Annotated in this window: 23 protein-coding genes; 14 read left to right on the top strand and 9 right to left on the bottom strand. The window is 46.1% G+C overall.

All coding sequences use genetic code 11. The features are described from left to right. Window positions 1–56: 56 nt before the first annotated feature. From L1D37_RS20130 to L1D37_RS20140, 3 genes are all read right to left on the bottom strand, one after another. Window positions 57–1502: a sucrose-6-phosphate hydrolase gene (locus L1D37_RS20130; RefSeq protein ID WP_239848945.1), complete on the bottom strand. Its 1446-nt coding sequence runs from the start codon at window positions 1500–1502 to the stop codon at window positions 57–59. Then, complete coding sequence (locus L1D37_RS20135) at window positions 1499–2458, bottom strand: aminoimidazole riboside kinase (RefSeq protein ID WP_239848946.1); 960 nt, start codon at window positions 2456–2458, stop codon at window positions 1499–1501. The genes L1D37_RS20130 and L1D37_RS20135 overlap by 4 nt, the downstream gene beginning before the upstream one ends. 195 nt (window positions 2459–2653) lie before the next feature. Then, window positions 2654–4093, bottom strand: a complete 1440-nt coding sequence (locus L1D37_RS20140; protein WP_239848947.1) for a sucrose-specific PTS transporter subunit IIBC — start codon at window positions 4091–4093, stop codon at window positions 2654–2656. 234 nt (window positions 4094–4327) lie between these two features. Between L1D37_RS20140 and L1D37_RS20145 the strand changes: the two genes are divergently transcribed. Beyond that, window positions 4328–5314, top strand: coding sequence for a LacI family DNA-binding transcriptional regulator (locus L1D37_RS20145; protein WP_239848948.1), 987 nt, complete (start codon window positions 4328–4330; stop codon window positions 5312–5314). Window positions 5315–5449: 135 nt separating this feature from the next. On the opposite strand, the gene L1D37_RS20150 is transcribed toward L1D37_RS20145, so the two are convergent. The 3 genes from L1D37_RS20150 to L1D37_RS20160 form a co-directional block, all read right to left on the bottom strand. Then, complete coding sequence (locus L1D37_RS20150; RefSeq protein WP_239848949.1) at window positions 5450–6823, bottom strand: carbohydrate porin; 1374 nt, start codon at window positions 6821–6823, stop codon at window positions 5450–5452. A 489-nt stretch (window positions 6824–7312) separates the two neighbouring features. Continuing rightward, window positions 7313–7720: a hypothetical protein gene (locus tag L1D37_RS20155; protein WP_239848950.1), complete on the bottom strand. Its 408-nt coding sequence runs from the start codon at window positions 7718–7720 to the stop codon at window positions 7313–7315. Window positions 7721–7933: 213 nt separating this feature from the next. Next, window positions 7934–9265 carry a ferric reductase-like transmembrane domain-containing protein gene (locus L1D37_RS20160; protein ID WP_239848951.1) on the bottom strand — a complete coding sequence of 444 codons (1332 nt, stop codon included), beginning with the start codon at window positions 9263–9265 and terminating at the stop codon, window positions 7934–7936. 180 nt (window positions 9266–9445) lie between these two features. Between L1D37_RS20160 and L1D37_RS20165 the strand changes: the two genes are divergently transcribed. The 3 genes from L1D37_RS20165 to L1D37_RS20175 all read left to right on the top strand — a co-directional run bounded on the left by L1D37_RS20165 (window position 9446) and on the right by L1D37_RS20175 (window position 11471). Beyond that, window positions 9446–10111 (top strand): flavin reductase, encoded by a 666-nt coding sequence (locus L1D37_RS20165; RefSeq protein WP_239848952.1) that lies wholly within the window; start codon window positions 9446–9448, stop codon window positions 10109–10111. Window positions 10112–10249: 138 nt separating this feature from the next. Beyond that, window positions 10250–11041, top strand: coding sequence for a CLCA_X family protein (locus L1D37_RS20170; protein WP_239848953.1), 792 nt, complete (start codon window positions 10250–10252; stop codon window positions 11039–11041). 106 nt (window positions 11042–11147) lie between these two features. After that, window positions 11148–11471, top strand: coding sequence for a DUF4144 domain-containing protein (locus L1D37_RS20175; protein WP_239848992.1), 324 nt, complete (start codon window positions 11148–11150; stop codon window positions 11469–11471). Window positions 11472–11589: 118 nt separating this feature from the next. Here the strand turns inward: L1D37_RS20175 and L1D37_RS20180 are convergent, their stop codons facing one another. After that, window positions 11590–12918, bottom strand: coding sequence for an anaerobic C4-dicarboxylate transporter (locus tag L1D37_RS20180; RefSeq protein WP_017630706.1), 1329 nt, complete (start codon window positions 12916–12918; stop codon window positions 11590–11592). A 411-nt stretch (window positions 12919–13329) separates the two neighbouring features. On the opposite strand from L1D37_RS20180, the gene L1D37_RS20185 reads away from it, so the two are divergent. The 10 genes from L1D37_RS20185 (at window position 13330) to L1D37_RS20230 (ending at window position 24900) form a co-directional block, all read left to right on the top strand. Next, window positions 13330–13989: an HAD family phosphatase gene (locus L1D37_RS20185; protein ID WP_008221043.1), complete on the top strand. Its 660-nt coding sequence runs from the start codon at window positions 13330–13332 to the stop codon at window positions 13987–13989. A 211-nt stretch (window positions 13990–14200) separates the two neighbouring features. Then, the gene (locus tag L1D37_RS20190; protein ID WP_239848954.1) at window positions 14201–14827 is read left to right on the top strand and encodes an HD domain-containing protein; all 627 of its coding nucleotides are present in this window, start codon (window positions 14201–14203) and stop codon (window positions 14825–14827) included. A gap of 41 nt (window positions 14828–14868) precedes the next feature. Then, window positions 14869–15366, top strand: coding sequence for an N-acetyltransferase (locus L1D37_RS20195; protein ID WP_239848955.1), 498 nt, complete (start codon window positions 14869–14871; stop codon window positions 15364–15366). 107 nt (window positions 15367–15473) lie between these two features. Further along, window positions 15474–16160, top strand: coding sequence for a DNA-3-methyladenine glycosylase I (locus tag L1D37_RS20200; protein ID WP_008221039.1), 687 nt, complete (start codon window positions 15474–15476; stop codon window positions 16158–16160). Window positions 16161–16353: 193 nt separating this feature from the next. Beyond that, complete coding sequence (locus L1D37_RS20205; protein ID WP_017630710.1) at window positions 16354–17088, top strand: GntR family transcriptional regulator; 735 nt, start codon at window positions 16354–16356, stop codon at window positions 17086–17088. 473 nt (window positions 17089–17561) lie between these two features. Then, the gene (gene xdhA, locus L1D37_RS20210; RefSeq protein ID WP_275665545.1) at window positions 17562–19007 is read left to right on the top strand and encodes a xanthine dehydrogenase small subunit; all 1446 of its coding nucleotides are present in this window, start codon (window positions 17562–17564) and stop codon (window positions 19005–19007) included. Next, entirely contained in the window at window positions 19000–21390 is a 2391-nt protein-coding gene (xdhB, locus tag L1D37_RS20215) for a xanthine dehydrogenase molybdopterin binding subunit (RefSeq protein ID WP_239848956.1), read from the top strand. The genes xdhA and xdhB overlap by 8 nt, the downstream gene beginning before the upstream one ends. Before the next feature lie 65 nt (window positions 21391–21455). Further along, on the top strand, window positions 21456–22337 hold the full coding sequence (gene xdhC, locus L1D37_RS20220) for a xanthine dehydrogenase accessory protein XdhC (protein WP_108194364.1): 882 nt from the start codon (window positions 21456–21458) through the stop codon (window positions 22335–22337). 59 nt (window positions 22338–22396) lie between these two features. Continuing rightward, on the top strand, window positions 22397–23731 hold the full coding sequence (guaD, locus tag L1D37_RS20225; RefSeq protein ID WP_048658956.1) for a guanine deaminase: 1335 nt from the start codon (window positions 22397–22399) through the stop codon (window positions 23729–23731). Window positions 23732–24018: 287 nt separating this feature from the next. Beyond that, entirely contained in the window at window positions 24019–24900 is an 882-nt protein-coding gene (locus L1D37_RS20230) for an AEC family transporter (RefSeq protein WP_239848957.1), read from the top strand. Between the two features lie 113 nt (window positions 24901–25013). Here L1D37_RS20230 and L1D37_RS20235 read toward each other — a convergent pair whose 3' ends face one another. Both L1D37_RS20235 and L1D37_RS20240 read right to left on the bottom strand, forming a co-directional pair. Continuing rightward, window positions 25014–25394 carry a carboxymuconolactone decarboxylase family protein gene (locus L1D37_RS20235; RefSeq protein ID WP_239848958.1) on the bottom strand — a complete coding sequence of 127 codons (381 nt, stop codon included), beginning with the start codon at window positions 25392–25394 and terminating at the stop codon, window positions 25014–25016. A gap of 79 nt (window positions 25395–25473) precedes the next feature. After that, window positions 25474–25812, bottom strand: a complete 339-nt coding sequence (locus L1D37_RS20240) for a MerR family transcriptional regulator (RefSeq protein WP_239848959.1) — start codon at window positions 25810–25812, stop codon at window positions 25474–25476. Window positions 25813–25820: the final 8 nt, after the last annotated feature.

A 25820-nucleotide genomic window follows, 5' to 3' on the forward strand; every position in this document is an offset into this window, starting at 1 on the left:
AGACCAAACTAAAGCCGCTGTTGATCAGCGGCTTTCTTGATGGAGATAAACGGAGTTTAGTCGTCCAACCCTTTAATTGGGCCCATCGGGTGATAAACGGTGTTCACGTCACCAGTTATCGACAACGAACTCAAGTCATCAATGAAGAAACGGCTGGTCATTGTGTGCTTACCGCCATTGATAAAGATTTCGATCACTGACTTATCGACATAAACCTCGATGGTTTGCTTGGAGCTCAACCTCGGTGCTTTTCTCACAAAGCCAAACTCTTCCGCATAAAGTTGAGACATCTTACTGCGATCAAGCATGAACTCCGATTCTGTGGCGCTGAACACGATGTTATCACCCGCAGCATTAGCAAGCGTTAACTCAAACGCGTCCGTTTCCGTTTCAAGCTGAACCATGAAGCTGGTTGTATCCAACACAAGAACGCTCTCAACCACGACAGCTTCGCCTTGCAACGCTTTCAATTCAGGTAAAGCAGACTGAACCAGATAGCCATCTTGGATGTGAAGTTCGCGTGGTAGCGACAACATACCCGCCCACTGATGCTCATTAGATGGTGTATCAATCTCAGGCAGACCGATCCAAGCAATCAGAATGCGGCGGCCTTTATCATCTAAGTATGTCTGTGGTGCATAGAAATCGAAGCCATAATCTGGCTGTGCAATATCTTGATGGTTTTCCAGTTCTACCGAATCTAGATTTAGTCGGTCACCGACAATGTAAGCCACCGAGTAGATGTTTTTGAAATCGTATGGGTTTTCGCTAGACACACCTTGTGGAGAAAACAACATCACCGACTGGTTGTCTATTTCAAAGAAATCTGGGCATTCCCACATATAGCCAAGGTTGTTGTAACGAGTTTGAATTGGACCTTTGTGCTGCCAATTCATCAGGTCTCGGCTGCGATATAGCGCCATTGAGCCAGTCTCTTGAGGCGTTTGAGCACCCACAACCATCAGATAATCGTCGCCCTGTTTCCACACTTTTGGGTCGCGGAAATGTTCGGTGTAGTGATCGTTTTCGATAACCACGCCGTGCTTTTCTATTTTGCCATCGGCAGACATCCTGGCAAAACATTGAGTTGGTACTCGCAGCCAATTTTCATCGCGCTTGTTACCCGTAAAGAACAACAATGCATTGTCGTTTTCAACCAATGCACCACCAGAGTAAACACCATGCGAGTCATAATCTTGGTCTGGGTGTAAGCCAATGCCATGGTCTTCAAAATGAACGAAGTCTTTGGTAGAAAGGTGGTACCAGTACTTCATACCATGGACTGGACCAACTGGCGTCCATTGGTAGAATAGGTGGTGTTCACCATTAAAGAAACACAGGCCATTCGGATCATTGAGCAGACCAAATTTAGGCGCAATATGGTAACTCGGATAGCCAGCATCTTGTTTGCGAAGATTGACCATCTCATCAATGCTGTTTTGTGCAATCTCTTCTATACGACGATATCTTTGCTCTACCGTCCAGTTCGAGTTCAAACTCATACACTCCCCTCTACGGAATTCGTATTTGAAGCGTCTTTTTGAATAAACTGAGTTAGATCCTCTTGCGTTGGAAGTGCAGTCATTGCGCCTTTTTGCGTGGTCGCCAGTGCACCACAACCATTCGCCCACTGGATTGCAGAATCGACGACTTGTTGATTATTCCACTCTTCATGTTGAGAAAGCTTTGCAAGCAAACCGCCAACAAAAGCATCGCCTGCGCCCGTGGTATCCACTGGCGTCACTGAGCGACCTGAAATCAACACTCCTTGGTTTTCAAATACTCGCCAAACGCCTTTCGCGCCCTGCGTAACCAGAACAAGCGTGTTGTTAAGATCTGCAATGTTAGCCAAGCCTTGTTCCATCGACGTTGAATTGGTTAAGAAATCCAGTTCTTCTTCTGAGAATTTAACCACATCAGCCAATTCAACCGCTTTCATGACCACAGACTTAATTTCAGATGGGTTTTCCCACACTTCATCACGAAGGTTGGGATCGAAGCTGATGTAACCGCCCGCGGCTTTCATACGTCGGATCGCTTCAAAGGTGCTGCTTCGGCTTGGTTCATTAGCCAAAGAGATTGAGCAGACGTGTAGCCACTCGTTTTTCTTAAATTCTGGAATGTCTTCAACAGACATAAACTGGTCGGCACTTGGCTTAACCATAAACGTAAAACTGCGCTCGCCTTGGTCATCAAGATCAACCACCACGGTTGACGTGCGTTGTTCAGGGTCCTTCACCAAACGCTCGGTATTCACACCTTCCTTTTGCAGAGTCACTTCCATAAAAGTGCCAAACGGGTCGTTACCCACTCGGCCAAAAAATGCGCTTTTGCCTAAAAGGCGAGAAATCGCTACCGCGACATTGGCAGGCGCACCGCCCGGACACTTCAATAATGTCGCGTCAGTCTCCGGAATGAGGTCGACGACGGCGTCTCCAGTTACCCAAACTTGATTCATCTTTCTTACCTTAAAACTGAAAATCATGACAACCGAAAGCAGTGGCAATCGAAAGCAGTAGCAACCAAAAGCAAGGTGACACTTCACGCTGTCATGTAAAAATATAAAAAGGCTAGCTAAGCCAAATCACTTAGCTAGCCCCCCAAAGCTTAGGAAATGAAGTGAAAAGGGGGGCTTCACTTCTAGGGAGAAACGTTAAGCTGTTGCTTTAATGTTTTGCTTGCTGCTCTCACGTAGACCTAATACAACGGTCAGCGCAAATGCAGTTACGAACGCGATAATCATACCTACCACGTAGTAGCCAATTTTCTCTGGCGATATTGAGATGATGCCAGGAATACCCGCGGCACCTAGTGCTTGTGCTTTCACATTAAACATGGTGATAAATGCGCTTGAAACCGCAGCAGCACAAACCGCAGCAATGAATGGGTAGCGAAGCTTCAAGTTCACACCGAACATGGCAGGTTCAGTAATGCCAAGCAAACCGGTCACACCAGAAGGAATCGCGATACCTTTCATTTTCTTATCTTTACTCATGAAACCAACCGCCAGTGCCGCTGCACCTTGAGACACGTTAGACATCGCCGCGATAGGGAAGATGAACGTACCGCCAGTCGTTGCGATATCCGCAAGCAGCTGAGTTTCAATAGCAATAAAGCTATGGTGCATACCAGTAATAACGAACGGCGCATAAATCAAACCAAACACCGCACCACCAATGAAGCCAGCGCTGTTGTATAGCCAGTTAAGACCGTCACCCAGTAGGAAGCCGATATCACGTGTAAATGGCCCCACAACCATGAATGTCAGTAGGCCAGTCACGAAAATAGCCAGTAGCGGCGTTAGCAAGTTATCCAGAACCGAAGGAATAACTTTACGCAGGCCAAGCTCAACTTTCGCTAGAATAAACGCAGAAACAAGAACGGGCAGTACTGAACCTTGATAGCCCACTTTCTCGATTTCGAAACCTAGAATGTTCCAAACTGGAATGCTGCCCGAAACCGATGCGCCACCGAAGCCCCAGCCGTTAAGCAAGTCTGGGTGAACCATCAACATACCCAAAGCCGCGCCAAGGTATGGGTTACCACCAAACTTCTTACTGGCTGAAAATGCTAATAAAATAGGTAAGTACACAAAAGGGGCATTAGCAAATGTATTGATCATGTTTGCTAAGTCGGTCAAACCCGGATTAGCGTCGATTAAAGATTTGCCATCAATGAACAAGCCTTGAGCCGTCAATAGGTTGTAGATTCCCATCAACAAACCACCAGCAACAATCGCCGGAATGATTGGTACAAAGATATCAGACAGACCTTTCACTGCACGTTGCAGGATATTTTGGTTATCAGCACCTGCAGACGCCACATCGTTGGTCGACATTTCAGTCATTTCAGTCAGCTTAGCCAACTCAGCATAAACTTGGTTTACGATACCTGAACCAAAGATGATCTGATATTGACCTGCTACTTTAAACTGGCCCTTAACCCCTTCTAGGTTATCAACCGCCTGTTCATCAATTTTATCTTGGTCTGCAACCGCAAGACGCAGACGAGTCGCACAGTGTGCGAGTGCGGTGATATTACTTTTACCACCTAATAGAGAAAGCAGCTCTTTTGCTATTTTTGGATAATTCATTACATACCCCATTGGATTATCATTTGAGCCTTTGAATTTTCGGGAACGTTTGCAAAACAAATTTTTGCCTAGAAATAACAAATGATCAAAGATAACTGCTCAATACTGTGAGAATGATCTTCAAATTATCTCCCTAGGATAAGAAGACAGGGTTAAAATCTCCTAATAACAGGTAAATTTGATGCTCTGTTTGCAAACAATCCCAAAACTAAAAATACAAATGGATAATGAATAATGGCTAGTCTTCATGATGTCGCTCGTCTCGCTGGAGTTTCCAAGTCGACGGTCTCAAGAGTAATCAACGATGAGTATGGCGTAAAAGACGCAACCAAGGTGAAGGTGCGTAAAGCGGTTGAAGAGTGTGGCTATCTCCCAAACCAAGTCGCTAAAGACTTAAAGTCTCAGAAAACCAACCTGGTTGGCGTGATTGTTCCTAGGGTTTCTTCCCACGCCACCTCTCAAGGTGTCGATGGTTTAACCGCCGTCTTAGAGCAAGCGGGCAAGCATGTTTTATTAGCCAGCACACACCAAACACACCATAAAGAACTTGAATATATTCAGATATTTAACCAAAAGCGCGTTGAAGGCATCATCCTGTACGCGACCCACCTCGATAACAAATTAGTCAAAGCCATTCAAAACTCTGCTGTGCCGGTGGTATTGGTAGGTCAAGACGGGTCAATGTTTAACATCCCAAGCATTGTGCACGACGACACTCGCGTAGGGTTTGAAGCGGGTAATCGCTTCATAGCAAAAGGTTGTAAGCATATGGGGTTCATCGGCGTGCAAGGCGATGATATTGCGGTTGATAAGATGAGATCGGAAGGCTTCGCTCAATCGCTTCAATTTAACGACCTCACACTGCAATTTCACGCCCGTGGCGACTTCACCATAGAGTCAGGTTACCAACTGGCTAAACAGTCTCTAAAAGAGCACGCCAAGCTCGATGGCCTGTTCTGCGCAACTGACCGTATCGCAATCGGTGCGATCAGAGCCATTCAGGAAGCTGGACTCATTCCAGGAAAGGATGTCTTGGTACTCGGCGTGGGTGACGATGAACTTGCTTCAGTATGCACACCAACGCTGTCTACGTTTAACTATGCATTTGATAAAGCCGGAGAAAATGGAGCCAAGCTGCTGCTCGACCGTATTGAGAAAAAAGGCTTTGAAATGAGTAAGATGGTGTTGACCTTCACCACTATTGACCGAGAGTCTTGCTAGCGATTTATTTCAGAGATCAAGTTATCCCAAGATGAAAAAATGCCAACCTTCGAGTTGAAACGATAAGGTTGGCATTTGATGATGCGACTATCACATCATGAGTAACACTCTCTATCTAGACGATATATCAGGTAATTAGAACCAAGTTTCCATCTGCAGTGCAAACAGAACCTCGCCGCCCTCTCCCATCGTTGCTGCATCTGCTTCAGTGCTGATCGAGTAACCATTCAGGTCTTCACTCCAATCCACATAGCTCACAGCGAAACGTAGTTCTGGTCGGTCAAAGAAACCAGTGCTGGTTGAAAGCTTCAGTGTTGGTGCCACTGTCGCTTTGTAGAAACCGCCGCTTGCTTGCTCTGTCGAGTTGTCTAAATCCATGTATTGCAATGAACCTTCGTAAACCATCTCAAAGTTCTCTGTGAACTCTTGAGCTAATCGAACGTTTAAAGAAGCCCATGTAAACTCGTCATTCTTCTTCAAACGGTCTTGGCTATGCTCTGCCATTAATGCAGGTGCTAAGCGCCAGTTATCGCCAATACGAGTAACACCGTAGCTAAACAGGCGAACGGCTTTTGCGTCATCCAGTAGATCACCATTTGAACCTATGCCTTTTAGCTCAGCACCTAGGCCGCTACCCACTAACATACCCGTTTTAGAGAAGCCTTCGCTCAGACCAAAGAAGTTGTCTCCATTGTACGCAAACATGGCGTGTACACCGCTTTCAGCTGCGCCATTTAAGCGGCTATCGTTGTCTGCTGAGGTCATGCCACTCAACATCACTTGCCATTGACCAATACGGTTATTAATGGTTGCAATGTAGTTTTCTACATCTGTTGATGAGCTATCAATCTCGCCAAAATCTCGGCCATAAATGGAGAAATTCGCTTTCCAGTTGTCGTTCATCTGAACATCGTAAACGCCCGCACCAGTACCTGATAAGAAGACAATATCCGAATCGAAAAAGTGAATATCAAAGTTGTCGCGATCGAATCGTTTACCCGCCCAAAACGTAGCTTCAGAAAACGCTTCGGATTCAGAGAACATGCTCAGACGGTTCAGTTCTGAATACACTTGTCGTACATTCAACTGGCTTTCACTGGCTGTCCATTCATTATTTGTTTCAGTACTGTCGGCTAACATGATACGAAACAAGGCACTAGAACCATCATCCGCAAAGCGCTTATGAATCAAGTTCGCTTCAACGTAATGATCATCTTCCACACCAAGTCGTCCAATAGGCGCACCAATCGCACCCGCCGCTGTCATGTAAGGACCAGTACCTGTCGCGCCATTTAAGTCGTCGTTGATCAATAACCCAGAGCGCGCATAGCCGTGAAACTCAAACGAAGAAGCCTTTTCATTGGCTTCGGTAGAAACCTGCTCCGTTTGTGCAACTCTTTGTTCTAATTCATTAATACGTTGCTCTAATGCTGCAACGTCTTCACTTGCTAATACCGATGTAGTCATTAGCCCCATTGTTACAGCAACCGCTAAAGTGTGTAGTTTCATTCTTATGTTCTCACGTTAATTGTCTTGGATTGTTTGCAAACGTTCCCAAAATAATTCGTAAGCGCATTTCGGCTTATACTTTTGATGTACAAGCTCTATATCGAAGAAGAAATAGAAATCAGTCGTATTGATTACTTCACTTTTGTATCTGGGTGGATGATAGATCGATACTTTCGGGAACGTTACCGAAAACGCATGATTCTGATAACTTTGTCACAAGTGAAATTGATTAATGGGCGAAAAATAGTGTATCGCGCACATTACTCAACGAATAAAAACGAGCCTATGATTGAGCTTAAGCGTATTAAAGTCATCCATTGAAGCGAAGGTAACCATTAAGTGAGCATCAATTAGGAAAAACAGAGGCAAAGCCTGAGATGAAGTTTCAGGCTTTTTAAATGCAGAGCATTCTCACCAACAGTGGGAATGTTTTCGAAGTCAGGTAGCTTTTCTGGCCGTGGTTGAAAAGGCATAAATTCGTTGATGCCGCTACTTTCTTTTACCCTGTTCAACTAATTTCTCATTCCATGCCGTGTTACCGTCTCGCTTGGAGACATCGTATTCCGCACAAAACTGGGATATGGTCATGTTGTTGTCGCCAGTCGCGAGTTTTAGTGCCAGCTGAACTTGTTGAAGCTTGCTTTGCAGACGCAGGATCTGACCTGCATTTGGGCTTTTCTCTTTGGCATACTTTAAGGCTGCATGTTTACGCTCTGCCGCGCCAGCTCTACGATCCGCTTCTGATAACAGATACTTTAGTTGCGCGACACTCTTGCCCTTCTTAAAAGCAGGCTCAAGCAACTCAACGCATTCATCAAAAGATGGATCTATAACGTAGGGATCAACTTTATGAGCTTGTTGGCGCATCCACTCTAATGCGAGTTCTTCATCTGACATATTCGAATCTTTACCAAAGAAATAGCCGTATATGGTATCGCTCAATAGCAAACCGCTGCAATAGTAAATTGAATGAGTTCGCACCTTTTTGGTCGGAAGCTTGTGGCTATGACTATCAAACATCAGTTATCAAACATTAAATCTAAACCGTCTGTTCTCAGCCACAGCTCACCCCAGAGATGCTTCCCCATTCAATTCATCAACTGACAACGATTAGCGCATCACAAACAGCTCTTCGTGGTAGTGCTTTTCAATATCAAACTGATAAGTGTCTAATTCTTTTTTCAACGATGTTGAGAACAACTCTGGCCCGCAGAAATACACCTCGTATTCGTTGAGGTCACCGCATTGATTGACAATTCTTCCGGCGTTCAGTCGCGGTGAATGTAAAGTGTCTATCACGGTTAACTTCACACCAACCTCATGTGCCAGGTGCCACAACTCATCGATTAATTGCTTATCAACACCGCGAGTACAGTAAAACAGTTCGATACGGGGGTGATCTTGCTCTGTTTTGAGCGCTTCAAGCGTAGCAAAGAACGAAGCAATCCCGACACCACCCGCAATCCAAATTTGAGGCTTGCTTAGGTCAAAATCAAGTCGACCATAAGGTCCTTCAACCGTAACCGCATCGCCCGCTGTCACTCGTTCATAAAGGCCATTAGTAAAATCACCCAACTCTTTGATTAAGAAACGCAGTTCTGAATCTTCACTGCCAGACACGATGGTAAACGGATGCGGGTCTTCATTACCGAAACGCAAGTAAGCAAACTGCCCTGCTTTGTGACCTTGCCAAGACGCATCCGGTTCTAACACAAGCTCCATCACTTCAGCTTGTGGAAAATAGCGAGTCGAAGCGATAGTCGCTGAGTGACGATTACGACGCCCAACCAAACCCAACAAACTGTAAATCGCAGCGATAGATCCAACCAAAGCAAATGCCACAGTTAGGTAATAAATCGGCTCTCCCCAATACGCTCGTTTAAGCAGTATTACCGAGTGAAAAGCGATAAACAGGTACGCGACCGACATCAGGCGATGTGACAATTTGAACGGTTTGTATTTCACTGCCGCCCATAGTGACACCACAAGTAGAACGAGTAATAAGTAAAAGCCCCACTCGCCGATACTTTGCGCGATACCGCGCAGTTCATTGACCCACAACTCCCAGCCAGTCAACACAGCTTGTGTCCCTGAACCATCGTGTCGAACAGGCTTATCCAATACACCAGACGTCACCAGTGACTTAGGGATTTGGTACCACAACCAATGTGTGACACCCATAGCCACACCACCGATACCGAGCCATTTATGGACTCGATACGCTTTATCCATACCTTTGAGCCAATTCTCGACCATAGGCAAGCGCATCGCCAAAACCATGGTGATGGACATTAACATCAGAGACAAAATACCTGAGTACTGAATCATGGCTGAGCGCCATTCAAAGACATCGCTTGAAGCGAATAATTGCGGTTCCATCGCAAACCAAAAGGCTGACATTGTGGCAATCATTGCCCAAATGATATTGCGGACTGTTTTCATTTTTTAACACTCTTAAAGACGACATCATTACTTTAGCTTGCGTGATGTAAAGCAACGTCAACATGCGTAAATCTATGCAAAGACACACGTTCAGCTGATCGTTAGAGGGTGCTCCCGCGTAAATGTGCTTTGGTTAGTGAACAAGTCTTAGAAAACAAAAAAATGGGAAGAAAAGAAGATATGAAGGACCTCACCCTGTCAAAACAAGACCTCCAAGCAATGGACCAGCGTCATCGCACTCGCTTGATCAATTCTTTGTCTGGATTCAAAAGCGCCAATCTCATAGGCACATGCGATAACCAAGGGGGCACAAACTTAGCTGTGATAAGTTCAGTGGTTCACTTAGGGTCACACCCGCCACTGTTTGGCTTTATCGTGCGTCCTAGCAAACGCCGTCGCCACACCTTAGAGAACATCCTTGAAACCAAGCACTTCACCATTAACAGCATTGGTGCGGACTTCGTTAAAAAGGCGCATCAAACCTCGGCTCGCTATCCAAAATCAGTATCCGAATTCGAGACGGTGGGTCTTACACCTTATTACGACGATGATTTTCCGGCACCATTCGTTTTAGAAAGCAGTTTGAAAATCGGATTGGCTTTCAAAGAACAGATCACAATCGAGAGTAATCAAACCCAGATGTTGATTGGAGAGGTGATAACGATTCATGCTCCTAAAAGCGCAGTGATGCCTGATGGCTATTTGGATTTGGAAGCTTTAGATACCGTCACCGTATCGGGGCTAGACAGCTACCACGTAACCCAAAGGCTACACCGCTTGAGTTATGCCAAACCCGATGAGCCCTTGTTTCCGCTAACCCGCGAAGGCGATCCAACATCGTGGTAGATCTTTGAAGTAAACTCGACTCATTTTGTTCGGTAATTAGCAGAGAAAAGTGGTAACTTTCTCAGCTTAACCCTGTGTACCAAACAAGATGGCGACTCTGTATTTGCCACCACTTTGCACCCAGCTCCAAGGAATCCTTTGAAGTTAACCCATTTTAAATATAAGACGCGCAAGGGCCCCGACTATCGACATGGCGATCAGGTGTCTTTTATGGACATCAAACAGACCTTCGGTATGGGCAGTATTCGTGTGGGCGCTTGGGTAACCAAAGAAGAGAAAGACTTAGCCGCGAATCTGATATTCGATTCACTAGCAGACCTCGCTTACATCTTGGCTTTACCACCAGAAGCGATAGGCCTGCGAGGCACATTAGGTTTAGCGTTCGGCAGTGGCGGTAGAAAAGGCGTGCAAGCACACTACGCGCCTAACCAACGTGAATTAGCACTCGCCAAGAACGCAGGTGCGGGTGCACTCGCCCATGAATTTTGGCATGCTTTTGATCACTACATCGCCGAAAAAGCGTTTGAGATTGGCGATACATCAGGCCCACGAAAACACATCTTGTTTGCCACTGACTGTTGGCTACACGATAGAAAGGTGCGACCTCACCCATTAAACGAGAGTCTGATGTCGCTGTTCGACGCCACACTACTCAGTGAGAACAATTTGGATAAGCACGATTACGTGGCTCGAAGCGTGATTGCCGACAAAGCAGCCTCTGCCCGTTACTTCTCATTGCCAACGGAGATGATGGCTCGTGCTTTTGAATCTGCGATTGAATCCTGCTCAGATATCGAAAACGCTTACCTAGTCGATGGCACAACCAAGCCAGACATGTTCCCTCTCTATCCAGACCTCAAGCATCGCAAAGAGATTTATGAAGCGCTTCAAGGTTATTTTGCACCGTTAGGCCGCTCTTTGAGCAAGTAGCTCTTTAAATAAGTAGCGTTTTGAATAGCTAGAACAATAGATGACCCAATCTTCAAAACTGTTTATAGTCGACACAAACTTCAACACACATGATTCAGAGGCAGTAATGATCCGTTGGCCATCTTTAGTAAAGCTCGACGGCGATGATGAGCTTATTTACGTCGCATCCGAGAACGATTTTCAGGCAGAATGCTCAGACATGATCTTGGGTGAAGATGATTACCTCATCGATTCTGAAGGTGACAGCTACGCACTTCAATCGAGCTCAAATCAACTGTCGCTAGCGAAACGACCTGAGCAGTATTCAGTAGAAGGCGTGACTAAGCTGATACGAAATCATGAGTTCCAGAAAGCCGAAGTGTGCTTGATGAAAATCCACTTCCTAACGATTGAAGAAGCGATTCAGTCGCTGGCTTTTGAGCCACGTTAATAGCTCTCCTGAAAGCTAATAAATGAAACCTGTTCAAACAAAAACAGCGACAATTTAGGCGCTGTTTTTCGTTTCTTATCTCGTTATCGCTAGTTTAATTAAGCGACCCAAAGCTAGGTTAAGCGATAAAAATCTGTGCCAATGCGTAGCCTAGACAACATGCACCTACGACACCGATTAAACCCACCGACATGAATGAGTGGTTGAAGTACCACTTACCAATCTTAGTGGTACCAGACACATCGAAGTTCACGGTTGCGATATCAGATGGATAGTTCGGGATGAAGAAGTAGCCGTACACCGCTGGCATCAAGCCGATCAGCAAGGCTGGGTCTAAACCTAGACCAAGGCCAACAGGCAACATCATACGTGCCGTTGCTGCTTGTGAGTTCACCACAACTGATACGATGAATAACGCTAGTGCGAACGTCCATGGGTAGTTAGTTACCATTTCCACAATGCCAGATTTGAACTGAGGCATTGCGTATTGGAAGTAGGTATCTGACATCCAAGCGATACCGAAGATAGCAATCGCTGCCACCATACCGGATTTGAATACCACGCCGTTTGGCACATCACGTGGGTCTGTTTTAGTTGCCAGCAAGATGATACCGCCGAAGCAGAGCATCATCATTTGGATGATTACCGACATCTTGATTGGCTTGTCGCCGTCTACAATGGTTCTGATTTCTGGCACCATCGCCACAATAACAATCACGACAATTGAAAGTAGGAAGATCAAGACTGCATTACGCGCTGAGCTTGGAAGCACTTCATCCAAAGATGTCGCCGTCGTGTTTTCAATGCGCTTTTTCCACTCAGGATCTTTCAAGCGCTCTTGATAATCAGGATCGTCGTTCAGTTCTTTACCGCGTTTCAAGCTGTACAGAGAAAGTAACAGCGTACCGAACAAGGTTGCAGGCACCGTAACTAATAAAATCGAAAGCAAAGTAATGGAATGCTGAATATCTGAAAGTTGCGCGAGGTAGTACACCACTGCCGCCGAGATTGGCGACGCGGTAATCGCAAGTTGAGATGCGACTGAAGCCGCTGCCATTGGGCGCTCAGGACGAATCCCGTTCTTCAATGCCACATCACCGATGATAGGCATAATTGAGTAAACCGCGTGGCCAGTACCCAATAGGAAAGTCATCGAATAAGTCACAAACGGAGCTATCAGGGTGACGCGTTTCGGGTTCTTTCTTAGTACCCTTTCCGCCACTTGCAGCATGTATTTTAAGCCACCGGCCGCTTCGAGGATCGAAGCACAGGTTACCACCGCGAGAATGATCAGCATTACGGTGACAGGTGGCGACGTTGGCGGCATCTTAAAGATAAAGACCTCAATCACCAAACCAATACCAGAAACAACCCCTAAACCAATACCGCCATACCGAGAACCGATATAGAGAACGACAAGTAAAAATAGAAACTCAAAATACAACATAAGCAACCCTGCTAAAAATGTGGACTAGGGATATTTTGTCTGTATGTTCAATACTTTACTTATTGGTATGTCACACAATTATTGAGCGTTTTAATGGATTGTTTTTTATAAGATTAGGGTCACGATAACGGGCGATTAAGTATCGAAAATGTAATTTTTCACTCAAGTGAAACTCAAGGATTGTTATGCATTCTGATGTTCATTGTTTCTTTTAGAACGCCTGAATCTATAAAATTTAAATATCATAACTAAACGCTATCACCCATTCAGAAGCCCATAACGAATTGCGCCTGCTCCCTTAAAATTTTGTAATACAATTATCGCTGTTTTACTGAACTCTAACTCGCCTATCCCAAAACACTGTGTCAAAATACCCGCCCTTACGATGACAACACATAAAGAACCACGGATATGAATTTTCAAGCTGCTATTTTTGATATGGATGGACTGCTGCTCGACACCGAGCGACTTTGTATGCAGGTATTTGAAGAAGCATGTCACGCGCAAGGTGTTCCGTTTTTGCAGGATGTGTACCTAGGCATCATTGGCTGTAACGCAAAAACCATCGAACAGATTTTTCGAAATGGCTACGGTGAAAACCTAGACTACCCAGCACTGAATAACGAATGGCGCACGCGCTACAGTGCAATTGTTAAAAACCAAGCGATCCCGGTAAAAGACGGCGTGATTGAGCTGCTTGAATGGCTAAAGTCGAATGACATTCCAATCGCGGTGGCAACCTCAACTCAGCTAGATATCGCCAAGAAGAAACTTGAGCTAGCAGGCCTAGATTCTTACTTCACTTCACTAAGCACAGGCTGCGAAGTGACTCATGGCAAGCCTCACCCAGAGATTTACTTGCTGGCGGCTGAGCGCCTAGGTGTTGCGCCTGAAACCTGCCTAGCGTTTGAAGATTCAAACAATGGTATTCGCGCTTCTATGGCAGCCAATATGATCAGCTTCCAGATCCCTGATTTAGTCGAGCCATGTGACGAAGTAAAAGCGCTTGGACACACCATCAGCCCTTCTCTTCACGATGTGTTAGCACAGCTTCAACAAGCTGCAGCTTAAGCTCTGACTGCCGTTGATATTGCTTTTGTCTGTCTCGTCCTAAAATACGTAGACAAGCCTCTCTATAAAGCCGACTCACAGAGTCGGTTTTTTTGTGGGTATTCCTTTTATAAAAGATAAAAACTCACGCTTGAAACTGTTACAGTCGATGTGAAATAAATGCCAGGTGATCAACAAGATTGCTAACGTCTACCTATGGAGAAAGAGACGCGTGAAGGAAAAGTTTGAAGACCAACTGCTTGATTTTGCACAGCGAGAAATGACACAAGATGCAGCGCACGACATTAGCCATATTAAGCGCGTCGTTAAAACCGCGAAGGCTTTGTGTGCTCAAGAACAAGCTAAGCTTGGAGTCGTTTTACCCGCCGCTTACCTTCACGATTGCTTCACCTTTCCTAAGAACCACCCAGACAGAGCCCAAAGCTCGCAAATGGCAGCAGACAAAGCGATCTCTTTCCTCAAATCTATCGACTATCCCTCGTCTTATCTTGATGAGATCCATCATGCCATTGTCACACACAGCTACAGCGCTAACATCACACCTGAAACCATAGAAGCTCAGATAGTCCAAGATGCGGATCGCCTTGATTCTCTGGGGGCTATTGGTATTGCTCGCTGCCTGTATGTGGGGCAGAGTTTTAACGCAGAACTCTATAACCACGAAGACCCATTCGCTGAACATCGTGACTTAGATGACAAGCATTACAGCGTCGACCACTTCTATGTGAAGCTGTTTAAGCTCGCAGAAACCATGAATACAGAATCAGCCCAGTTAGAAGCCAATAAGCGCACCGATTACATGCGTGGCTTTCTTGAGCAGTTGGGCACGGAAGTTTAGCGGCTTAGAAAAAGAGACACACGATAAGGAAGAGACAGGATATGGAAATAAAGCGCTTTAAAGCATCCGATGCCGACGAGATCGTCACTTGGTTCACATCCCTAGAAGACTACGTACTGTGGGGAGGGCGAACCTTTGGTTGGCCTTTGAAAGCGGCTTCGATCATCGAACGTTCTCAAGAGCCCCACGTCGAGCTTTACACATTCTCCACGCCTAACACTAACTCGAATACCAATGATTTGATCGGTTTTATGGAGTTTCAACGTATGTCGGACAACGAACTTCGCTTTTGCCGAGTTGCAATTCACCCAAACCAACGAGGCAAAGGGCTTGGGCAATCCATGATAGAAAGTGCATTAGAAGCGGCGAAACAAATCCCTGATGTCACCACCATCAGCTTGGCGGTCTTTCAACAGAATATCGGTGCAAAACGTTGCTACGACAAAGCGGGCTTTCAAGTAGTCGACAAAGAACCAAAGTTCAAAGAATTCAATGGCCACACCTGGCCTCTATATCAAATGGAATTAAAGCTCAGCTAGTTTGTTTTACTCGGCTTGATCGTTTTCATTAACAGAATGATTTTAATTGACAGATTTGACCCCATATCATTAAACATTGGCTACACAGATGTAATTTGGAACCTTCAATGACCCAAGAAAAATTCGACACCATTTATCAACGTGCCGCTCACCGTAAAGGTGGAGCAGCAGAGCTCGAAAAAATTGTTCGTGCGCCTCTTTCACAAGCCGAGTTATCACAAATCACCGACGACCGTTGGCTTGCAGCCTTTACCGAGAAGGTATTCCAGTGTGGTATTTCGTGGAATGTGGTGAGGAAGAAATGGCCGCAATTTGAAGAGGTGTTCTTTGAGTTCGACATCGAAAAGATGCTGATGCTGCCGAATGAGATGTGGGAGCAGAAAGCGCAAGATCCACGTATTATTCGCCACCTCACCAAGGTGATGACCATCCCAGCTAATGCAATGATGATCCACAATGCCAAACGTGAAGCGGATTCCTTCTCACAAATGGTTGCCGACTGGCCATCAGAACGCATTACAGAACTTTGGGATTACCTGAAGAAACACGGCAAGCGATTAGGTGGTAACACCGGTGCTTACACCTTGCGCCAGATGGGCAAAGACACATTCATCTTATCTTCTGACGTGGAAGCGCACCTGCGCAGTACCGATGTGGTTGATAGCGGTCGTAACACCAAACGAGCACAAGTTGCGGCAAGTAAGGCTTTCAACGAGTGGCAGCAGCAATCAGGTCGTACCCTGAGCGAAATAAGCCAGATCGTCGCCTACAGCTGTGGCGATAATCGCGTCTAGTTCAAGAAGAATGGCTTAAAGCTATAGATTGCACACAGTTCACTGCAAACTAAATGTTATAAGTCATTAACAAATAAGCGTGCATCGCACTTTCATCCGGTGGCATTGTATAGATAAATGTATACAATATAGAGTAACACTCATGAATTATTCTCGACCAACCCAACTCGACTAAACAAGGGCCCTTATCTCTATGACAGCTCTCAAAAACTCTGTCTCCAAAGGTGTAAAAACAAAAGTAACAGGCCAGACTCAAGACGATGTTGTTTACTGCCATATCTTCGACGCGATACTAGAACAAAGGCTGCCACCAGCCACCAAATTAAGCGAAGAAGCACTAGCAGAGATCTTTGGTGTTAGCCGCACTATCATTCGCCGTGCCTTGTTGCGTCTCTCATTAGAGCAAGTTGTGGTGATCCGTCCAAACCGAGGTGCCATGATTGCTGCGCCAACGGTAGACGAAGCCAAACAGATATTTAAAGCGCGTGAAGTGATGGAGCTTGCTATCACAGAGCTTGCAGTGAAAAACGCAACCAAAGCTCAAATCGAAGAGTGCAGAAAATTGGTAGCGAAAGAGAACTGCGCCTTTGACCAAGGTGACTACGGCTCAGGATTACGTTTGTCTGGTGAGTTCCACATCAAACTGGCAGAGATGGCAGAAAACGCACCACTGCTTGCCTTCCAGCGCAGCCTAGTGTCGCAAACCTCACTGCTGATCGCTCAATACGAAACAGGTAATCACTCGAACTGTTCTTTGGATGAACACGAAGGGTTACTTGATGCGATTGAGTCTGGCGATGAAGAGCAAGCCGTCGAGTTGATGAAAGAACACTTGAGCCACATTCGTTCTAAGCTCAACCTAGACAGCAGCACCGCATCAAGCGACCTGCATGTCGTGTTCTCGGATCTGCTTAAGAACAAGTCATAACGAGTTGACCATTCCAATCCAGCTCTAACAACTTTCTGTTAACAAGTTTTGGTTAACAGCTTTTTGTTAACAAAACAGGAGAGAAGTAAGCCTCTGCGCTTACTTCTCTTTTTTATGCCCTCCCTATAATGATAGACGCGAAGATCGGCGCATTTCACCTCAAAACACTCTTAATTCTGAGCAGAATAGTGCTCTTATCCTCTATAGCATTTGCTCCCAAATGCCAAAATTCTTGTCTTTATTTTGTATACATAGTTATTAATTAATTCACACCACAAAACTCATCACTTCCAATTTAAATTCTAATAAAACAAGCAACTAAAGATAAAATTAAATTGTATACAATCTACCAAATCGCAATGTTGTTGCATTTTTGTAAATAAATAGTTGACCACAGGGTCAGGATGGATAATTATTGACCTAGAAGTCAAAAAGAATACACATGGAAAAATGTCGATTTACAAGGAGGTCTCTTGATTACTTTTTTGCTCAATCAGGAAATAAGACGTGAAGACAATCTGTCGCCGAATATGACAGTGCTCAACTACCTTCGTACCAAGGTTAATAAAACAGGTACCAAAGAAGGTTGTGGGTCTGGTGACTGTGGCGCATGTACCGTCGTTTTAGGTGAAGTGGTGGGTGGACAGCTGCAATATCGCTCGGTGAACTCTTGCCTTACGTTCGTTTCAGCGCTGCACGGTAAACAGCTAATCACAGTAGAGGATCTACAAAACCGAGATAAGTCACTGCACCCTGTACAGAAAGCGGTGGTTGATTTTCACGGTTCACAATGTGGTTACTGCACGCCGGGCTTCATCATGTCGATGTTTGCGCTAGGCAAAAACAAACCCGATGCGAGCAAAGAAGATGTCATGGAATCGCTGGCAGGTAACTTATGTCGTTGTACGGGCTACCGACCAATTGTTGATGCTGCAATGTCGCTTTCAACAGACCAACCTTTGATCGACCAATTCGCTGAACTTGAACGCAACACCATCAAAAAGCTAGAAGATATTCAAGACACCGAGGCCGACTTACGCCTTGGTCACCTCACCGCTTTTTCCCCGAAAAGCACCGATGAGCTGGCCAAGCTTTTTCAAGCACACCCGAACGCTAAGCTGGTTGCTGGCGGCACGGATTTAGCACTGGAAGTGACACAATTCCATCGCGAGATTGAAACACTGATCAGCGTAAACCTTGTTGAAGACATGAAGGTATGCGAAGAGACCGACACCGATTTAATCATTGGTGCCAACCTGCCTATCAGCGATTCTTACGCACTACTGAAAAAGCACTACCCAGATTTTGGTGAGCTACTGCACCGCTTTGCTTCCCTGCAAGTACGTAACCAAGGCACCATTGGCGGTAATGTTGCCAATGCTTCACCTATCGGTGACACCCCTCCTCTGCTGATTGCCCTTAACGCGAAGATCAAACTTCGTTGCGGTGATGAGTCACGCACCATGCCGATTGAAGATTACTTCATCAGCTACAAGGTGACGGCGCAGAAAGAGAGTGAGTTCATTGAACAGATCATCATTCCCAAGCCAACTAACGACAGCTTCCGAGCTTACAAACTGTCTAAACGTTTAGACGATGACATCTCTGCGGTATGTGGTGCGTTCGATATTCAAATTGAAGATGGCAAGGTTTCTTACGCTCGTATCGCCTTTGGTGGTATGGCTGCAACGCCTAAGCGCGCGGCGCGTTGTGAAAATACGTTATTAGGCAAACCATGGACAGACGCTAATATTAAGTTAGCGATGCAAGAACTGTATAACGACTTTGAACCGCTATCTGATTTCCGTGCAAGCCAAGAATACCGTTCATTGTCGGCGGCTAACATGCTGCGTCGCTACTTCATTGAACAACAGAATAAAAACAACCAAATCGAAACAAGGGTAACGTCTTATGTCTAAATCACACGAGCATGCGATGACCCACGAAGAGATGGTTACCATTGCAAAACAAGACCTAAAAACTGGCGTAGGTAAAAGCGTTAAACACGACAGTGCAGCCAAACAAGTAACGGGCGAAGCGGTATACATTGATGACCGCCTAGAGTTTCCCAATCAACTGCACGTGTACGCACGCCTGAGTACTCAAGCGCACGCTAACATCACCAAGATAGATTTATCACCGTGTTACGAATTCGAAGGCGTGGCGATTGCCATTCAAGCCAAAGACGTACCAGGTGAACTGGATATTGGTGCCATCCTACCAGGTGACCCACTGCTTGCCGACGGCAAAGTAGAATACTACGGCCAACCTGTGATTGCGGTAGCAGCCAACGATCTAGAAACCGCACGCAAAGCCGCACACGCAGCGATTATTGAATACGAAGAGCTACCTGCCATTCTTGATGTCAAAGAAGCGCTAGCAAAAGAGCACTTCGTGACAGAGAGCCACACTCAACAGCGTGGTGACTCGAAAGCCGCACTGGCAAAAGCAAAACACGTGATCTCTGGTGACCTAGAGATCGGCGGTCAAGAACACTTCTACCTAGAAACTCAAATCAGTAGCGTAATGCCAACCGAAGATGGCGGCATGATCGTCTACACCTCTACACAAAACCCAACCGAAGTTCAAAAACTGGTTGCGGAAGTGATTGGCGTGCCGATGCACAAAGTCGTGATTGATATGCGTCGTATGGGTGGTGGTTTCGGTGGTAAAGAGACTCAAGCGGCCTCTCCAGCCTGTATGGCAGCGGTTATTGCCCACCTTACAGGCCGACCGACCAAAATGCGCCTGCTGCGTAATGAAGACATGCAGCAAACCGGTAAACGCCACCCGTTCTACAATCAATACACAGTCGGTTTTGACGACAATGGTGTGATTCAAGGTGCCGACATTACCGTTGCTGGCAACTGTGGCTACTCGCCAGACTTATCAAGTTCTATCGTCGACCGCGCGATGTTCCACTCAGACAACGCTTATTACCTAGGTGATGCAACTGTGGTCGGCCACCGATGCAAAACCAATACAGCATCGAACACCGCTTATCGTGGCTTTGGTGGCCCGCAAGGCATGATGACCATCGAACACATCATGGACGAGATTGCGCGTTACCTGAAAAAAGATCCTTTGGAAGTACGTAAGGCGAATTACTACGGCGAAGAAGGTCGTAACGTGACCCATTACTACCAAACCGTTGAAGACAACTTTTTACCTGAGATAACCGAACAGCTTGAGCGCAGCAGTGACTATCACGCACGTCGTAAAGACATTGCTGAGTTCAACAAGCAAAGCCCTATCTTGAAGAAGGGCCTAGCAATCACACCAGTGAAATTCGGCATCTCGTTTACTGCGACTTTCTTGAACCAAGCAGGTGCGCTCATCCATATCTACACCGATGGCAGTATTCATTTGAATCACGGTGGGACGGAAATGGGGCAAGGCTTGAACATCAAAGTTGCACAAATCGTTGCACAGGAGTTCCAAGTCGATGTCGAACGTATCCAGATCACCGCTACAAACACAGACAAAGTTCCGAACACATCACCAACCGCAGCCTCATCGGGCGCCGACCTCAACGGTAAGGCCGCGCAAAACGCCGCAATAACCATTAAGCAGCGCCTGATCGACTTCGCTTCTTCGCACTTCAAAGTGTGGCCTGAAGAAGTGGTGTTTAAGAACGGCATGGTGCAGATCCGCAATGAGATCATGACCTTCAACTCATTTGTTGAACTGGCTTGGTTTAACCAAACCTCGCTATCGAGCACTGGCTTCTACCGCACTCCAAAGATCTATTACGATCACGAGAAAGCTCGCGGCCGCCCGTTCTACTACTACGCGTATGGCGCATCTTGTTCAGAAGTCATCATCGATACTCTAACTGGCGAAAACAAAATTCTGCGTGTCGATATTCTGCATGACGTGGGCGCTTCATTGAACCCTGCAATTGATATCGGCCAAGTTGAAGGTGGCTTTGTGCAAGGTGTCGGTTGGTTAACAACGGAGGAGTTGGTTTGGAACCAACAAGGCCGCTTGATGACCAACGGCCCGGCGAGTTACAAGATTCCTGCGATTGCTGATATGCCGATTGATTTCAGAACGCACCTTTTGGAAAACCGCAGCAACCCAGAAGACACCGTCTTCAACTCGAAAGCCGTGGGTGAGCCCCCTTTCATGTTGGGTATGTCGGTATGGAGCGCACTGAAAGATGCGATTAGCTATGTCGCTGTCGATGGTGCGATTCCTAAGCTCAACACACCTGCAACGCCAGAACGTATCCTGATGGCGATTCAGAAAGTCACTGAAACGGCTCCGACTTCGGTCGATGTTCAATCAGAAACGGCTTAGGGCTGATAGGTATCTAAGACACCAATAGGCAGCTAGGAAAGCACAGAAGGGATTTAGGAGGACGTATGTTTAAGGATAATTGGATTCACGAACTGGCAAAACTGGAAGAGAACTACGAACCATGTGTGATGGTGACAGTGCTTGAAGACAGAGGCTCAGTGCCGCGTGATGCGGGTACCAAGATGCTTGTCACTCGTGACCGAATCATCGCTACGATTGGTGGTGGTCATCTTGAACATGTGGCCACCAAAATGGCGCGTGAAATGCTGATTGCCAGCGAGAAATCACTCAAAGTAGAACGCTTCAACCTAGGCGCTCGTTTAGGCCAATGTTGTGGCGGAATGGCAACGTTAAGCTTTGAACCGATTGGCACTCAGCAGAACCACCTTGTGTTGTTCGGCGCAGGCCACGTTGCCAAAGCGCTACTACACATTGTCGCAACCCTGCCCTTCCGCGTGACCTGGATTGATGAACGCGAAGAAGTATTCCCTGAAGCGCTGCCACACGGTGTGAAAAAGCTTGTCTCAGACGATCCAGTCGGTGAAGTGAAACACATGCCACCGAACAGCTACTACCTAGTGATGACGCACAACCACCAGCTCGATTTTGACCTAACCAAAGCCATTATCGACCGTGAAGACAGCCGTTACTTCGGCATGATCGGTTCGCTCACTAAGCGTAAGAAGTTCGACTTCCGCTTAGAGCAACGTGGTTACAGCCAAGAGCAAATTGAAACCATGATTTGCCCGATTGGCATTAGCGCTGTGAATGGCAAACATCCGGCTGAAATTGCGGTATCGGTTGCGGGTGAACTGATCGCACACTATCAAGGCCAAGCGCTTGAACAAAAGCGCCCAACCAAACAATATCGAAATCAGGATTTGACCGATCAACACAGTCAACCAAGCGACGTAGGCGAACCACCATTGGAAGAGAAGATCGCCTAATAAAAGTCGCAAAGCTTCAGTGGCCATCAAGTCGCTGAAGTCATTAAAAGGAAGTAAACATGACAACGCAACGCAAAGCTTATCGCGCCAGTATTTTACACAGCGTAGCCGACCCAAAAGACGTCGGTATCGATGAGTCTTACGACTATTTTGAAGACGGTGTTTTAGTGGTTGAGAACGGCCATGTCGTCGATTTGGGCCATGCCGACGAGGTATTAGCTCGCCAACCTAAAACACTCGAAGTAAAAGAATACAAAGACAAACTGATCACCTCTGGCTTTATTGATACGCACATCCACTACCCTCAAACAGGGATGATCGCGTCTTACGGTGAGCAGCTTCTTGATTGGTTAGAGAACTACACCTTCCCAGAAGAAAAACGCTTCAAAAACCCAGTCTATGCACACAAAGTAGCGAAGCTATTCCTAGATGAATTAGCAAGTAACGGCACCACCACTGCACTCGTATTTGGCACGGTACACAAAGAGTCGGTTAACGTATTCTTTGAAGAAGCCGAGAAGCGTAACCTACGTATGATCGCGGGTAAGGTTCTGATGGATCGCAACGCGCCTGATTACCTCACCGACACACCAGAATCTGGCTATGCAGACTCAAAAGAGTTAATCGAAAAGTGGCACAAGCGTGGTCGTTTGCACTATGCCGTAACACCTCGCTTCGCGCCAACCAGTACACCAGAACAACTCGAAACAGTAGGTAAACTGCTAGAAGAATATCCAGACGTATACATGCACACTCACCTTTCTGAAAACAAGAAAGAGATCGATTGGGTATTAGAACTGTTCCCAGAGCGCGACAGCTATTTGGATGTGTATGACCACTATGGTCTGCTGCACAAACGTTCGGTATTCGCACACGGTATTCACTTATCAGATTGCGAATGTAAACGCCTAGCGGATACCGATTCGGCAATCGCCTTCTGCCCAACTTCGAACCTGTTCTTAGGCTCGGGGTTGTTCCGATTACCAGAGATGGAAGATCACGGTATTCGTGTCGGCGTGGGTACTGATGTAGGCGCAGGCACCAGCTTCTCAATCCTGCAAACAATGAGTGAAGCGTACAAGATCATGCAGTTACAGCATAAGAAGCTGCACCCAGCTAAGTCGCTGTTCTTAGCAACTCTAGGCGGCGCACGTTCACTGCATTTAGAAGACAAGATTGGTAACTTGGAAGTCGGCAAAGAAGCGGATTTCGTGGTGTTGGATCTACACGCGACACAGCTGATGCGCTTTAGAATGGAACAAGCCACTAAACTTGAAGAAAAACTGTTTGTATTGATGAGCTTGGGTGATGACAGAACCGTCAGCGAGACTTACATCTACGGCGAAAAAGCCTACGACGTGAATTTCAAAGATTACAAAAAGCTCGTTAGCTAGACTTAAAACCGAGTAACAATCGCTAGACAGCGACAGCCGTCGTTAATTAAAAATCCGTCCAGATTTATCTAGCCTTTAAAGACCAGTTGCTGATGCCACTGGTCTTTTTTGTGCTTCATTCAAAGAAATATAAATTAACCGCTTTCAGACAACGATCTTCGGTGACGCCAAGTCATTATATTGATAGGTTAATGTTTATACATTTCGACTTCATACTTCACTTTAGCGTATCTCTCAAACATTCGTTTCTCAGCTAAATGGAAGCACTAAATCTAGAAAGGAATTCTATGTTCGAACAGGTCGTCAGCATTCTGTTTCCCGTTTTTGCTTTAGCCAGTGCTGGCTTTGCGGTCGGTCGTTGGCTCAAGCCCGATTTCAAGCCAATCAATCGCATCAACATGGATGTTTGTATCCCTGCTTTGGTGTTTGCATCGCTGACCACCATGCCCCTCGACACCGAACAACTGCCACTGATCTCTGCCTCTTTGGTGGCGGTGTTAGTTCCAGCCTTATTGATGATTCCAATCTGTAGGATCTTTAAGCTCAACTTCAAAGCTTGGGCGCCGCCACACATGTTCCGCAACAGTGGCAACCTCGCCATTCCCCTGTTCACTTATACCTTTGGCGAAAGCGCATTAGCCCCTGCGGTATTACTGTTTGTGGTATCGGCGTGTGTGCACATTAGTGTCGGTTTAGCGCTACTAAGCGAAGGTAATCCGATCAAGCAGATCCTCAAAATGCCGATATTCTTAGCCGCCGCATTAGCGATGACGTTGAACCTATCTGGCATTGCGGTGTGGAATCCAATCTACGAAGCCACTTCGCTGCTTGGGCAAGCAGCCGTGCCTATCATGTTGTTGTCGCTGGGATCGCAAATGGTCAACTTAAGGCTGAGCGGATTAAAGGTCGGCTTATTGTGTACCGCCCAATCGCTGTTTACTGGCGCCATCGCCTTTACCATCATCTACTTCTTTATCCCGCTGCCTACGCTGCACCTACAAATGATGGTGCTGTTCACCATGCTGCCACCCGCCGTGATGAACTACCTGTTCGCAGAAAGGTTCAATGTCGAGCCACCTAAGGTCGCGTCTATGGTGTTGTTCGGCAACTTCCTGAGTGTTGTCACTTTGCCTATATTGTTATCGTTCGCGCTGTCTTTATCGTCTTAAAGAACCACGAACCTCTCGGATTGACGACCTTTTAAAACTTAGCCAATCAATAAAAAGGGAGCACAACTTAGTAGAGTTGACGCTCCCTTTTCAGAATTTATTGTCTATTTATCTTAGGCTATGTTTCTCTCAGCAAGCACTTCCTTGAAAGCAAACATGCCATTCAATGCCGAAGGGAATCCCGCATACACCGACATCTGCAATATCACTTCTTTGATCTCCTCCTCGCTGCAGCCGACATTGAGTGCCGCATTCAAATGCACCTTAAGTTGAGGGGCACAATTACCGAGCGCAGTTAGGGCTGCCACGGTCGCAATCTCTCGCGATTTCAAATCCAAACCGGGGCGTGAATAGATATCACCGAAGGGATATTCGATAGTATATTTGGCAAGTTCAGGGCAGATATCTTTCAGGCTTTCAATAACCTGTTGCCCTGCTTCTCCGTCGATGTAATTCAGTCTTTCTAAGCCAATGTCAAAACGTGATTGATTCATGGAAATGTTCCTGTTTTTTTGGGGTTACAGGAACACCTTACAAGTTAGAGTCGACTCTAAGTCAACGGACTTTTCCATCTCAATACAAACTAATTTTTGCCTCTAACGCAGCCAGATGCTTTTGTTGCTCTTCAATATGGGAACGCAAATTCTGTTGATGTAGTTCAAGCAACACTTGACGCTGCGAAACAGATTCTGGCCCTAACTCCCTGAGCTTTGCGTATTCCAGAATTTCATCCAGTGGCATTGCGGTGTCTTTTAAGCGCTTAACAAACTCAATCCAAGTCACGTCCTTCGTTGTATAGACTCGATGGCCGCTACTGTTTCGTTGAATATTTTTCAACAAGCCTATTTTTTCATAGTAACGAAGCGTATGGGCAGACAAGTCCACCAACCGAGAAAACTCACTCACATTCATTACTTCAC

The organism is Vibrio sp. Isolate33 (genome assembly GCF_022397895.1).
In the GTDB taxonomy this organism is placed as follows: domain Bacteria; phylum Pseudomonadota; class Gammaproteobacteria; order Enterobacterales; family Vibrionaceae; genus Vibrio; species Vibrio pomeroyi.